14 protein-coding genes are annotated in these 13,822 nt (G+C 40.4%); all 14 read right to left on the reverse strand.

Annotation, left to right across the window (positions count from 1 at the left end; all coding sequences use genetic code 11):
- Positions 1 to 17: 17 nt before the first annotated feature.
- Positions 18 to 752, reverse strand: a complete 735-nt coding sequence (locus IGK72_RS07590; protein WP_023895650.1) for a TIM44-like domain-containing protein — start codon at positions 750 to 752, stop codon at positions 18 to 20.
- Between the two features lie 20 nt (positions 753 to 772).
- Positions 773 to 1,102 (reverse strand): DUF1648 domain-containing protein, encoded by a 330-nt coding sequence (locus IGK72_RS07595; protein ID WP_002397372.1) that lies wholly within the window; start codon positions 1,100 to 1,102, stop codon positions 773 to 775.
- 127 nt (positions 1,103 to 1,229) lie between these two features.
- Positions 1,230 to 2,477, reverse strand: a complete 1,248-nt coding sequence (purD, locus tag IGK72_RS07600; protein ID WP_023895649.1) for a phosphoribosylamine--glycine ligase — start codon at positions 2,475 to 2,477, stop codon at positions 1,230 to 1,232.
- Between the two features lie 18 nt (positions 2,478 to 2,495).
- Complete coding sequence (gene purH, locus IGK72_RS07605) at positions 2,496 to 4,082, reverse strand: bifunctional phosphoribosylaminoimidazolecarboxamide formyltransferase/IMP cyclohydrolase (protein ID WP_430619597.1); 1,587 nt, start codon at positions 4,080 to 4,082, stop codon at positions 2,496 to 2,498.
- Entirely contained in the window at positions 4,034 to 4,606 is a 573-nt protein-coding gene (purN, locus tag IGK72_RS07610; RefSeq protein WP_002360141.1) for a phosphoribosylglycinamide formyltransferase, read from the reverse strand. Before purN ends, purH begins: the two co-directional genes overlap by 49 nt.
- A complete protein-coding gene (gene purM, locus IGK72_RS07615) occupies positions 4,603 to 5,634 on the reverse strand; it encodes a phosphoribosylformylglycinamidine cyclo-ligase (protein ID WP_085444218.1) in 1,032 nt (343 codons plus the stop codon). Before purM ends, purN begins: the two co-directional genes overlap by 4 nt.
- A gap of 1 nt (position 5,635) precedes the next feature.
- On the reverse strand, positions 5,636 to 7,075 hold the full coding sequence (gene purF, locus IGK72_RS07620; RefSeq protein ID WP_002382407.1) for an amidophosphoribosyltransferase: 1,440 nt from the start codon (positions 7,073 to 7,075) through the stop codon (positions 5,636 to 5,638).
- Entirely contained in the window at positions 7,051 to 9,270 is a 2,220-nt protein-coding gene (gene purL, locus IGK72_RS07625) for a phosphoribosylformylglycinamidine synthase subunit PurL (RefSeq protein WP_192190043.1), read from the reverse strand. Before purL ends, purF begins: the two co-directional genes overlap by 25 nt.
- Positions 9,267 to 9,941 carry a phosphoribosylformylglycinamidine synthase subunit PurQ gene (gene purQ, locus IGK72_RS07630; RefSeq protein WP_002361952.1) on the reverse strand — a complete coding sequence of 225 codons (675 nt, stop codon included), beginning with the start codon at positions 9,939 to 9,941 and terminating at the stop codon, positions 9,267 to 9,269. Before purQ ends, purL begins: the two co-directional genes overlap by 4 nt.
- Positions 9,942 to 10,193 (reverse strand): phosphoribosylformylglycinamidine synthase subunit PurS, encoded by a 252-nt coding sequence (purS, locus tag IGK72_RS07635; protein ID WP_002357271.1) that lies wholly within the window; start codon positions 10,191 to 10,193, stop codon positions 9,942 to 9,944.
- 13 nt (positions 10,194 to 10,206) lie between these two features.
- Complete coding sequence (gene purC, locus IGK72_RS07640) at positions 10,207 to 10,920, reverse strand: phosphoribosylaminoimidazolesuccinocarboxamide synthase (protein ID WP_010822912.1); 714 nt, start codon at positions 10,918 to 10,920, stop codon at positions 10,207 to 10,209.
- Between the two features lie 151 nt (positions 10,921 to 11,071).
- Complete coding sequence (gene purK, locus IGK72_RS07645) at positions 11,072 to 12,196, reverse strand: 5-(carboxyamino)imidazole ribonucleotide synthase (RefSeq protein WP_023895641.1); 1,125 nt, start codon at positions 12,194 to 12,196, stop codon at positions 11,072 to 11,074.
- A complete protein-coding gene (purE, locus tag IGK72_RS07650) occupies positions 12,189 to 12,677 on the reverse strand; it encodes a 5-(carboxyamino)imidazole ribonucleotide mutase (RefSeq protein WP_002360132.1) in 489 nt (162 codons plus the stop codon). Before purE ends, purK begins: the two co-directional genes overlap by 8 nt.
- Positions 12,678 to 12,849: 172 nt before the next feature.
- Positions 12,850 to 13,716, reverse strand: coding sequence for an SPFH domain-containing protein (locus IGK72_RS07655; protein ID WP_002357267.1), 867 nt, complete (start codon positions 13,714 to 13,716; stop codon positions 12,850 to 12,852).
- Between the last annotated feature and the right edge of the window lie 106 nt (positions 13,717 to 13,822).

Here is a 13,822-nt window from a genome sequence, read left to right on the forward strand (position 1 = left end):
CCAAGCGCTTTTTAGCACTATCCTTTAGGTTGAATGAAGTCTGCTTGCCATTTTCCAAGAGATGGATTGTAATCAAAATACCAAAGTTGTGAAAAATATTGTTTTTGATGCTTGTATCCCGATAAAACACGACCGCTTTGAGTATCTTCCTCGTAGTCAATACAAGAAAAATGAAGCATCAGTGAAAAACTGGTTTCACTAATAGGATGATAATTCGAAGCTGGCGCTACTTTCACTTTTTTTACATGATTTCTGATGCCCGCTTGTTGATTTTCTTGTAATACTGCAAGATGTTTTTGATAAAGTTTTTCTGTATAGTTATCTTTGACTACAGACAAATTTTCTTGATCCCACGCTTGTTGTATTTCTAAAAACGTTTGTTGTATTTCTTTTAAGAGTGCCTTTTTTTCTTTTGATGTTCCAGGTAATGCTGCCCACATTTCTTGAAAAGCTCCTTCATCGACTGGTTGATTTCTGCGGCGTCTTTGCCAAATCATCGTGCCCCCAAAAAGAACAAAAAACACTGTTGAAATTAAGCCTTCCAGTGGCGTTGTGTTGCTGGTCCCGGTCTCGTTATGATAAACATAACTTCTTGATCCGTCACCGCCTGGCGAAAAACCATTCGAGGGATTACCTCCGCTAGGACTTTCTACACGTCCGCCGCCATAGCCACCAGCTACAGCCGCCGATTGATTAGGCCATAAACAAAAGGCCATGGCACAGACCACAAAAACCAAAATTAACTTTCTCATTCTCTCACCTTTCGACCCCTTCAAACCAACAAATGAATAAATAGACGCAGAATACTAAACAAAGCGCCAAGATTAACAATGATTAAGAACACCTTCAGCCACCTACCGTATGGTTGTACTGATTGATAACTTCGTTGATAAATACTCAAGCCAAACAGGACCACCGGCCACATAAATATACTATATGTTGGGCCAAACGAATTACCCTTGCCCCAAAAATTCACATGAATGGGCACATGAGCTGGTAAATCAGGATAAACCACCGCACTTAATAACAGTAAACTGACTGCCAAGACACTTGTAACAATAAACAACCGTTGACTAACTTTTTCAATCTGCTTGTTTCTCATTATCTTAGTTTTCTCCTCTATTTAATGATAGATATACTTTCAGTTTATGCCTCCCTATCTGAATTTGCAATAAAAAAAAGACAAGGAAACATTCGATTAAATGTCCTTGCCTCTGTTTTTAAAAATCCTAAATCAAGCCTTTCACACCTATATCTTTTCGATAGTACATTCCAGGAAATGAGTAATTATCCAATGTTTGATAAACTTTTTTGCGGGCTTCTTCAAGAGTCGAAGCAGTTGCTTCTGCTAAAAAGATTCGTCCGCCAGCCGAAACCAGAGCCTGTTCTGAACGAGTTACCCCTGCATAATAGATGGTTTCACCAGACATTTCGGGCAATGGTAGATTTGTCTTGTATTGATTAGGATAGCCTTCTGCTGCTATAACAACACCAACACTCGCTAACTCATTCCATACAATCGTTGGTTGCTCTTTCGCCAGCAATGAAGAAATTATTTCTGAAAGGGGACTCTCTAAACGTGCCAACACAACTTGTGTTTCTGGATCCCCAAATCGAGCATTAAATTCAATAACCTTGGGGCCAGTTGCTGTTTGGATTAAACCAGCATATAAAATCCCTTGAAACGGACGTTTTTCAGCCACCATTCCTTTAGCAGTCGGTTTCAGGACTTGGCTAATGGCTTGCTGAACCGCTTCTTCTGGGATCTGAGGCACTGGTGTATAAGCGCCCATTCCCCCTGTATTCGGCCCAGCATCCCCATCGAAAATCCGCTTATGATCTTGAGCAATCACCATAGGATACACCTTCTCATTAGAAACAAAGGCCATTAAGGAAAATTCTTCTCCTTGCAAAAATTCTTCGATTACGACCGTTTGACCGCTTGCTCCAAATTGTTGGTCCTCCATCATCGCAACTAGCGCCCGTTTTGCGGCTGCTTTTGTTTCGGCAACTACTACTCCTTTTCCAGCTGCCAAACCATCTGCCTTAATAACAATTGGTACGCCTTGCTGTTCAATATATTCTAAGGCAGGTGCCAAACGTCGAAAGACCCGATATTCCGCCGTTGGAATCTGGTATTTTTGCATAAAATCTTTCGCAAAACTTTTTGAACCTTCAATAATTGCAGCTGCTTTTGTCGGGCCAAAAATCAGTAATCCCGCTGCTTGAAAGGCGTCTACAATCCCTTCAATTAATGGCGTTTCTGGTCCGACGAATGTCCAATCAATCTGATTATCCTTCGCAAATTGAATTAGTTCCGTTTGCTGCTCTTCACTGATAGGTACGGTCCGAATATTATCACCACTCATACCAGGATTACCTGGTGCACAATAAACAGTCTTGACTTTGTCTTCTTGCTGTAATTTTTTGGCGATTGCATGTTCACGACCACCACGCCCAATCACTAATATATTCATCGGTTTCTCCTTTAAAAATTAATGTTTGAAATGACGAGTCCCAGTAAAAATCATCGCAATACCATAATGATTCGCTAGATCGATTGATGCTTGGTCTTTAATGCTCCCGCCTGGTTGAATAATTGCTTGAATGCCATGTTGTGCAGCATATTCCACGCTATCTGCCATGGGGAAAAAGGCATCACTTGCTAAGACGGCCCCTTGTAATTTTCCAGCTGCTTGGGCTTGATCAACTGCAATTTTTACTGAACCAATTCGATTCATTTGACCAGCGCCAATCCCCACCGTTTGGCTTTCATTGGCTAAAACAATAGCGTTTGATTTTACATGCTTGACTGCTTTCCAAGCAAAGTTCAATGCGTCTCTTTCAGCTAGTGTGGGTTGGCGCTCTGTAACAACTTGCCATGCTTGGTCATTTTCAACAACTGTATCCTGTTCTTGAATTAATAACCCGCCCATAACAGAAACTAATTCCACCGCTTTTTTTTCTTGAGCATGAAAATCTAACGTTAACAAACGAAGATTCTTTTTCTGAGATAACAGTGCCAAAGCTTCTTCCTCAAAACTAGGCGCAATAATTATCTCTAAAAAGATTTGATGCATTTCAGCCGCAGTCGCTTGGTCCACTGGACGATTCAAAACAACAATGCCACCAAAAATTGAAACTGGATCTGCTTCAAATGCCTGACGATAGGCTGCCAAAATCGTTTTTCCTGTTCCGATTCCACATGGGTTCATATGTTTAACAGCGACGACCGTTGGTTCTGTAAACTCGCTAGCAATCCGGAGTGCTGCATCAGCATCTCGAATATTGTTATATGAAAGTTCCTTGCCATGAAGTTGTCGAGCGGAAGCAATGGATAATGATACAGGTACAACGGATTGATAAAAGGTGGCCTGTTGATGGCTATTTTCACCATAGCGCAATGTTTGCTTACGTTCATAAGTAAGCGTCTGTTTCTCTGGTTCAGTTTCACCCACTTGCGCCGTTAAATAGTCAGCGATAAGCGCGTCATAAGCAGCGGTATGACGAAAGACTTTTGCTGCTAATCTTTTTCTAGTGGCTAACTGGCTAGTTCCAGTGCTGCTAATTTCACTTAATACCTGTTCATAATCACTAGGATCAACCACTGCTGTTACGTCTTGATAATTTTTTGCCGCTGAACGTAACATGCTAGGACCGCCAATATCAATCATTTCAATCGCTTCTGCTTCAGAGATCGCTGGTTTTAAAATTGTTTCTTTAAATGGATAAAGATTCACTACTACAAGGTCAATAAATTGAATGCCTTGTTCAGTCAGTGCTTTTTGATGCGCTTGGTTTCCCCTTTTTGCCAAAAGTCCGCCATGGATATTCGGATGTAACGTTTTGACACGGCCATCTAACATTTCTGGAAAGCCAGTGATGTCGTCAATAGCAAGTGTCGGTACCCCCGCTTCTTCTAAGACACTCCTTGTACCCCCAGTGGAGATAATTTCAAAGCCATTTGCAACTAAGCCTGCTGCAAATGTTGTCACTCCTGTTTTGTCTGAAACGCTAATCAATGCTCTTTTGGTCATTTCATTGTCTCCTTTACAATTTGTGAAATTATTTTTGGGTACCATTCGTGCTCAAGAGCATGAATTTTCTCTGCTAATGTGTCCAATGTATCTTCAGTATCAATCTTGGTGGTTGTTTGGAAAATAATCGGTCCTGTATCAACCCCAGAGTCAACATAATGGATAGTGATTCCTGTTATTTTCACTCCATAATGAAATGCCTCTTCAATTCCGTGAAGACCTGGAAAACTAGGTAACAGAGAAGGATGAATATTGACGATTCTCTTTGGATAAGCCTCCAGTAAAGTCTTGCCGATAATTCTCAAATAACCAGCTAACACGATTAAATCGATCTGATGCTCTTTTAAATGTTTCAATACTTGTTCTTCATACTGCCCACGAGATGGAAAATCAGATGGCGAAAAGCAAACAACGGGAATCTTGCGTTTTTGGGCACGGGTCAATACATAGGCTTCAGGCTGGTCACAAAAGACTAAGCTCAACTGCCCTGCGATTTTTTTCTGGGAAAAAGCTGCAGCAATCGCCTCAAAATTGCTACCATTGCCAGATGCAAAAACAGCTATCTTCATAAGGCTTCCTTAAAAATAACGGCTTTCGTTTTCCTAGGTACCAAACGACCAATTTCAAAAGCTTCTGGCAAAAGCTCCTGAACTTTTTTAACATGCTCTGGACTCACCGCTAAAATCATCCCTAAGCCCATATTGAAAATTTCATACATTTCTTCAGATGGAATTTCACCATATTTTTGAATCAATTTAAAAATTGGTAGCACTGGCCAACTATTTAATTGAATCTCTGCAGCTAGTGAGGAAGAAAACATTCTTGGTAGATTTTCTAAAAACCCGCCGCCAGTAATATGCGCAGCCCCATGCACGAGTCCTGCTTTTAACAATGGCAATAATTCCTTCACATAAATTTTTGTTGGTGTTAATAATTCTTCCCCTAACGTTTTGGGTGCCAATTCTGGAAGCTCGTCCGTTGTTTTAAACGAATGTTTCTTAAAAAAAACATTTCTTACTAAAGAGTAACCATTAGAATGAAGACCACTTGAAGGAAGACCAATCAAGAAATCGCCTTCTTTTACGTTACTTGGAGTCAAGAGTTGACTTTTCTCAGCAATACCCACGGCAAAACCAGCCACGTCATAAGCATCTGCTTCATACATATCAGGCATTTCAGCTGTTTCGCCCCCAATTAAGGCTGCATTCGCCTCACAACAGCCAGCCGCAACACCCGCAACAATTGCTTCAACTTTAGCTGGATTAACGGTCCCTAACGCTAAATAATCTAAAAAATATAACGGTTCGGCGCCTTGTGCGACGACATCATTGACACACATTGCTACACAATCAATTCCGATTGTCTCGTGTTTCTGTTCTTCAATTGCCAAGAGTAACTTTGTGCCTACGCCATCCGTTCCTGATACCAAAACTGGTTCTTTAAGCTTGTAACTACTTAAATCAAAACAACCACCAAAACCACCAAGCATGCCCAACGTTCCCGTCCGTTGTGTCTTTTGGCTATGCTTTTGAATTCGTTCCACTACTTCGTATCCTGCCTCAACATTTACGCCAGCTTTTGAATAGGCATTTTCCATGTCAATTCCTCCTAGTTTCTTTTTTCAAGGATGCTTGATATTGTTCTTCATAATCATACAAAGGCGTTGGATAGTCTCCATTAAAGTAAGCCATACACAGCCCAGAATAAGGAGCATCATAATTTAATTGAATCCCATCAATCAGCCCTGCTTCACTCAAAAAAGCCAGCGAATCTGCGCCAATCTGCTCTTTGATCTCTTCAATTGAATAGTTTGCCGCAATTAGTTCGTCCCTCGTCTGTATATCAATGCCATAAAAACACGGATATTTTAATGGCGGTGAAGCAATTCTGACATGAACTTCTTGCGCTTCTGCTTCTTTTAATAAATGGATAATGCGCCGAATAGTGGTTCCGCGAACAATCGAATCATCTACTAAAATGACTTTTTTTCCTTTGACCACGCCACGAACTGCCGATAGTTTCATACGGACACCTTGTTCTCTTAATTCTTGTGTCGGCTGGATGAATGTTCGAGCGACATATTGATTTTTTACTAAACCTAGTTCGTAAGGTATCTGTGCTTCTTCTGCATAGCCGCTAGCTGCAGACAATGATGAGTTTGGTACCCCAATTACCATATCAGCTGCGACTGGACTTTCGATTGCCAAGTTCTTCCCCATTCTTTTACGAGCTGTATGCACATTAACTCCAGCAATATTTGAATCTGGTCGTGCAAAATAAATATATTCCATTGCGCAAATCGCCGGTTGGACTTCCGTAGTGAAAACCTCTATTTTCAAGCCTTCATCAGAAATGATGACTACTTCACCAGGCGCCACATCTTGAATAAAGCGAGCCCCAACTGTTTCTAATGCACACGTTTCGGATGCCACAACGTACGCCCCATTGTTCATTTGTCCGATGGAGAGAGGGCGAAAGCCGTTGGGATCCAGTGCAGCAATCATCATCGTTTCTGTTAATAAAAGATAAGCAAAGCCACCCTTAACCAAATTCAAGCTCTCTTTTAGTTTATCGAGAAACGAGGCAGCAGTGCTTTTTCGAATCAAGTGCATTAAAATTTCAGTGTCTGAATTGGAATGAAAAATAGCGCCTTCTCTTTCTAGTTGTTTTCGTAAACGCTTGGCATTTGTCAAATTGCCATTGTGTGCTAACCCAATTTGACTATCATAAAATTTAAATAAAAATGGCTGAATATTATCCACGCTACCCGTACCAGCGGTTGCATAGCGTACATGACCAATAGCCGCCGTTCCTTCTAACGCATTCAGTTGTTCTTGCTTTTGGAATACTTCTGCTAATAAACCTAAATCACGGTGGCCATCTAATTTCCCAGAATTGTTCGCCACAATTCCCGCGCCTTCTTGGCCTCGATGCTGTAAGCTGTGTAAACCAAAATAGGTCACTTGTGCCGCATCAGGATGACCCCAAATACCAAAAATACCACACTCTTCATTTAAGCTTTTTGCTTCATAAGACATGGAATCGCATCCTCCCATAAGGCTTTGGCTTCTTTTGTTGAACAATTGATCACATCATCTAACGCATGAATGATCAAACCAGTTTCAGTCACTTTCCCAATATGTTGAGCTTTTCTTCCGATAAGTGTTTCAAATGCTTCTTGATGCTGGGGACTAACTGAAAGAATAAAACGGGATTGCGTCTCCGCAAATAGATATTCTTTTGCTAATGGCAGTGTCACCTGTAACCCCAGTTCGTTGGCAAAAGCCGACTCGGCTAAAGCAACGGCAACGCCGCCTTCAGCGCAATCATGCGCGCTAGCAACTAGGCCTGCTTGAATTGCTTTTAAAACTAATTCTTGGTTTGCTTTTTCCTCTTTTAAATCAAATGAGCGTAATTGCCCTTCAATTCGCCCCAGTTGCATTTTTTGAATTTCTGAGCCGTTAAAATCTGCGTGGGTTTCACCGATGAGATAAATTAAGTCATCAACTTGTTTAAACGCTTGTGTGGTAATTTGTGAAACATCTTCAATCACTCCCACCATGCCGATCATTGGCGTTGGATAAATGGCTTGACCATCTGTTTCATTGTAAAGAGAGACGTTCCCTGAAATCACGGGTGTTCCTAGCTGACGGCAGGCTGCGGCGATTCCATCCGCCGACGTCCATAATTCCCAAAAACTTTCTGGTTTATCAGGGGAACCATAATTCAAACAATCAGTGATAGCCAAAGGTTGTGCTCCACTTGCTACAATATTACGGGCTGCTTCTGCAACCGCAATTTGCCCACCTATTTCAGGATTTAAATACAAATAACGGCTATTACAATCTGTCGTCATCGCTAAGGCTTTATTGGTGCCCCGCACTCTTAAAACAGCTGCATCACTTCCTGGTTGCACCACTGTATTCGTTTGTACTTGACTATCATAGGTTTCGTAAACTGATTTTTTTGATGCAATCGTTGGCTGTTGCAATAGGCGTTTTAATAATTCCGTGCTATTCGTAATTTCTGGAATGAAGGGCGCTAATTTTTTAAAAGCACGCATCCGCTCTGGTTCTTGATAGGCTTTCTGGTAGACAGGGGCTTCTTCTGCCAAAGCATCTACTGGTACATCTGCGACTATTTTGCCACCGTGAAAGACACGATACTGTCCATCATCTGTTACGGATCCAATCGCTACCGCTTCTAAGTCATACGTTTGAAACAATTCACAAACTTGCTGTTCTGCTCCTTTTTCCACACAGATTAACATCCGTTCTTGGGACTCAGACAAGAGCATTTCATAGGGGCTCATCAGCGTCTCTCTCTGCGGAACTTTATCCAGCTCTAGAATCAAGCCTGAACCTGCTTTTGATGCCATTTCAGCACTTGAAGAAACCAAGCCAGCCGCCCCCATATCTTGGATGCCGATTAAAATATCTTGATGATTTTTGATTAAATCAAGACAAGCTTCCAATAATAATTTTTCCATAAACGGATCACCTACTTGTACCGCAGATCGTTGCTGTTCTTCACCTTCACTAAATTCTTCTGAAGCAAAGGTCGCACCATGAATTCCATCACGTCCTGTTTTCGCACCTACGTAAAGAATGCTATTTCCGACGCCTTTTGCTTGGCCTTTTTGAATCTCATCATGACGAATCAATCCCACACACATAGCATTGACAAGTGGGTTTCCTTGATAACATGGCTCAAAAGCAATTTCGCCGCCAACGGTTGGAATACCAATACAATTTCCATAACCGCTAATCCCCGCCACAACTTCTTGAAACAAATAACGTGTTCGTGCATCCGTCAGTTCGCCAAATCTTAACGAATCCAGTAAAGCAATCGGCCGCGCCCCCATACTGAAAATATCGCGAATAATTCCACCAACGCCTGTAGCTGCTCCTTCGTAAGGTTCTACTGCAGAAGGATGATTATGGCTCTCTGCTTTAAAAACAACAGCTAATCCGTCACCAATATCGACAATCCCAGCTCCTTCACCAGGGCCTTGAAGCACTTGTGGCCCTTCCGTCGGAAACTTTTTTAAAACGGGCTTGGAATTTTTGTAAGAGCAATGTTCACTCCACATCACGGAGAATAAGCCAGTTTCTGTATAATTAGGTTCTCTTTGCAAAATGGTCTCAATCTGATGATATTCTTCATCTGTTAGTCCCCATTCTGCATACAACCGTGTCTCCTTGATTTCTTTTGGTGTTGGTTCATTCATCATTGGCTTAATTCCTTTCCAAAGTTTTTAATGATTGAAGCAAAAAAGCTGCGTCCATCTGTTGAACCTAACAATTCTTCCATCGCTCGTTCCGGATGAGGCATCATTCCTAGAACATTGCCCTGTTCATTACAAATACCAGCAATATTCGCAAGACTACCGTTCACCTTTTCTTGATACGTAAAAACAATTTGGTTCTTTTCTTTCAGCTCTTTCAACGTTTTTTCATCACAATAGTAATTCCCTTCGCCATGCGCTACTGGTAAATGTATCGAAACATTTTCAGGATACTCGCTTGTAAACTTTGTGTGCGTATTCACTTTCAATGGGACACTTTTACAAATAAAACGAAGCGAATCATTTCTTAGCAACGTGCCAGGAAGTAAGCCAATTTCTGTTAAAATTTGAAAGCCATTACAAGTACCAAAAACCATTTTGCCTTCTGTAGCAAAGCGAATCACCTCATTGATAATTGGCGAAAACCGAGCAATTGCACCACAACGTAAGTAATCGCCATAAGAAAAACCGCCCGGCAACAATACGCCATCAAATTTTGCTAAAGAAGTGGCATCGTGTCGGACAAATTCTGCATCGACGCCCATCACCTCTTTGACAGCCCACAATAAATCTGCATCACAATTGGATCCTGGAAAAACAATCACTGCCAATTTCATTTAAATTTCCTCCAAAGATAAAATTTCAAAACGATAGGATTCCATATTTACATTGGCTAATAGTTGATCACAAATTTGTTCAATTTTCTCTTCAATTGCTTCTGTCTGCTGGACGTGCATTTCAAAATACTTACCGACACGGATTTCGGCTACTTCTGTAAAACCAAGCCGATGGACTGCTTCCTTAACCGCTTCACCTTGGGGATCCAAAATTGATTCTTTATACGTAACATAGACTTTGACAAAATACATACGCGCTTCCTCCTCAATTAGCTGTTAGTAAACGTTGTAAAACTTCTTCATATACAGGAACTATTTCTCCTAATTCACGGCGATAAACATCTTTATCCAGATGTTCGTTTGTGTTTAAATCCCATAAACGACAGGTGTCTGGAGAAATTTCATCTGCCAGTAACAATTGATTGGCCTTCGTCCGACCAATCTCGATTTTAAAATCGATCAAACAAATATTGAGGCGTTGAAAGAGTTGACTAAGCGCCTGATTAATTTGTAAAGCCAATGCTTTAATCTCCACAATTTCAGCAGGAGTGGCTACTTTTAGAAATTGAATATGGTCTTCGTTAATAAAAGGATCATCCAGACGATCTTCTTTGTAATAAAATTCAATAATGGGCGTCACTAATTTAGTGCCTTCTTCAATCGCTAAACGCTTTGAAAAACTTCCTGCCGCATAATTACGTACGACAACTTCCAAAGGAATCATTTCTACGGCCTGAATTAATTGTTCGTGTTCAGATACTTTTTTGATAAAATGATTGGGAATCTTCTGTTGCTGTAAATGTTCAAAAATTAGACTAGTGATTTGATTATTTAAAGCGCCTTTCCCAAGAACTTTATCTTTTCTTTGACCGTTTAAAGCTGTTGCTTGATCAAGATATTCCACAAAAAGAACCGCTGCATTTTCTGTTTGATACAACTTCTTCGCTTTTCCTGTATACACAAGTGCTTTCTTTTCCATTCTTTCCCTCTTCTCGTTAGCTTCATGAACCCTATTCTTTCTAACTCAGCTGATTTACATCAGATAAAGACTTACATTAGTTGCAAAAAAACAATAATCGTTCGTGTTTGTTGAATGTAAAAATAAAAAACTTGCTTGGAGCAAGCATTTATTAAGTTACGTTCCAAATACCAACAGTCTCAATTTCCTTTAACGTTTCTGATAAGCAAGGTGTTGTAATGGTGACGTGGCCCATTTTTCTGCCAACTTTTGATTCGGCTTTTCCATAGTAATGGACTTGCCAAGTGGGTTTTGACGTGCATAACTTGTAGCTTTTTTCTAAGTGTTCGCCTAAGAGATTCACCATAACTACTGGTTGAAGTAACTGGGGTAACCCAATGCCCCAATTGCTAATCCCTCGAATATGCGCATCAAATTGACTAAATGAGCAAGCTTCAATAGAGTAATGACCTGAGTTATGAGGCCGTGGCGCTAATTCATTGACGTACAACTCTTCTGAATCCGTTAAAAACAGTTCGATAGCTAAAACCCCAGATAGATTTAATTCCTCAGCAATGTATTGCGCCAATTCCGCTGCTTTTTGTTGCACATTCTCAGAAATTCGAGCTGGCACAATTGATTCATGCAAGATATTCTTTCGATGAATGTTTTCAGATACAGGAAAGCTTTGGTAACCATGCTTATTCCCTGCAACGATGATTGAAAGTTCTTTAGTGAAAGGCACCCACTTTTCTAATTCACAAGTGGCGTTAGCTAATAATTTAGTCGCTTGGGAGAAATCCTCTTCGCATTTTAAGACGACCTGTCCTTTTCCATCGTATCCACCTTGAATAGTTTTTAAGACACATGGAAAACCAATCTTTTCTGTTGCTTGTGGCAGCTCTTTCTGACTTTTCACTTCCGCAAAAGAAGCAATCTTACAGCCAATCGATTGAAGAAACGTTTTTTCAAGCAATCGATTTTGAGTAATTTTTAACAATTCTGTTCCTTGTGGCAGCTTTTCTAGTGGAATGGCCTTTTCTAGGGAGGCCACTTCAATATTTTCAAATTCATAGGTGATCACATCGCATAACTCTGCTAGTTCAGTTAAAGCAGATGTCTGATCAAAGGCTGCCACAATTTGACGGTCAGCTACTTGACCAGCTGGACTATTGATCGTTGGGTCCAACACAATCATTTGGAAACCCATTTTTTTACCACTCATGACTAGCATTCGCCCTAACTGTCCCCCACCTATAATGCCAATAGTTGCTCCGACTTTTAAAGGTTTATTCAAGTTGTTCCCCACTTTCCATAACCGCTTTTTCCAATGATTGTCGTCTTGCTTGGATTCTTTCTGCTAACTGTAAATCATCAATACTTAGTATTTCTGCAGCTAATAACCCAGCATTGGTAGCACCTGCTGAGCCAATCGCAGTTGTTGCTACAGGAACTCCCCCTGGCATCTGCACAATAGACAACAGTGAATCAATACCGTTTAATGTTCGTGTTTTAACTGGAACACCAATGACAGGTAAGGTTGTCTTTGCAGCTACCATCCCTGGTAAATGGGCCGCTCCACCAGCGCCAGCGATAATAACCTTCAATCCTTTTGTTCGTGATTCCTCTGCAAAACGAAACATCAAATCAGGGGTCCTATGTGCTGATATCACTCGTTTTTCATAAGGAATTCCCAACTCTTCCAACACAAGACAAGCAGCTTTCATCGTTGCCCAGTCTGAGGTACTTCCCATAATCACAGCGACTAATGGTTTCATGAATGTAATAACTCCTTCCGCCTTTTTTCACTGTTATTCTAACAATGAGAAAAAGAGATGTCAAAGAAAAACCGAAATATTATAGATTAAAATTATATAATGTTCGTGTTTATCAAAAAAGAGTCATCGGAAAGATGACTCTTTTTTTGCTATTTTTAGCGTTGCTTCCTCTTTAAGAAGAAACGTCGCCTGTATTAATAACTGGTTGTGTGCCCTTATCAGTAATGATTGAGACTAGTAAATTATTAATAAGTTGTACTTTTCGTTCATCGGTAAAATTAATTTCTTGCCCTTCTTCAATCTGTTCTAAGGCCATTTGTGTCATGCTTACCGCACCTTCAACAATTGTTTGTCGAGCCGCTAAGATTGCTTTTGCTTGCTGTCTTTGCAACATGGAGCTAGCAATTTCAGTTGCATAAGCTAAATGATTCAACCGTGTTTCGATAACCTCTACACCAGCCACTGCTAAGCGTTCTTGCAATTCTTTGGTTAACTCCTCGGAAATTTGTTCGGTATTTCCTCGCAGAGTTACATCATTATCTGAAAAAGTGTCATAAGGATATTGTGTTGCTACATGCCGGATTGCCGTTTCGCTTTGAATTTCCACAAAGTCTTGATAATAATCGACATTAAATAACGCCTTAGCTGTATCGACTACCCGAAAAACGATGACCGCAGAGATTTCGATTGGATTCCCGTCAGAGTCATTGACTTTTAATAGAGAACTATTGAAATTTCGTACTTTCAAAGAAATGTTCATTTTTTGCGTAAATGGAATGGTAATAAACAACCCATTTTCTTTAATCGTACCTAAGTAGCGACCAAAAAATAAAATAGCTTTCGCCTGATTGGGACTAACAATAGTTAAGGAACTTAAAAATAAAATAGCCCCAACTAACAAAATAATACCTAAAACAACAAGAACACCATTAGTATGACTCGCTCCATAAATAAATAAACCAATTCCCGCAATTAAAATAACTAATAAGCTCGCAATTCCTACGTAGCCACTCATATAAAATGTTTTTTTCTCTTCCATCTGTTTCACTCTCCTAACTCATTTATCTGGTCCTTATTATACACCTCATTACCTTCAATAGAGTAACTTTTAACATTAAATAAACTGATTTTTTCGGGGCTCTTGT

The sequence above is a fragment of the Enterococcus sp. DIV0183 genome (assembly GCF_050541505.1).
Taxonomy (GTDB): Bacteria; Bacillota; Bacilli; order Lactobacillales; family Enterococcaceae; genus Enterococcus; species Enterococcus faecalis.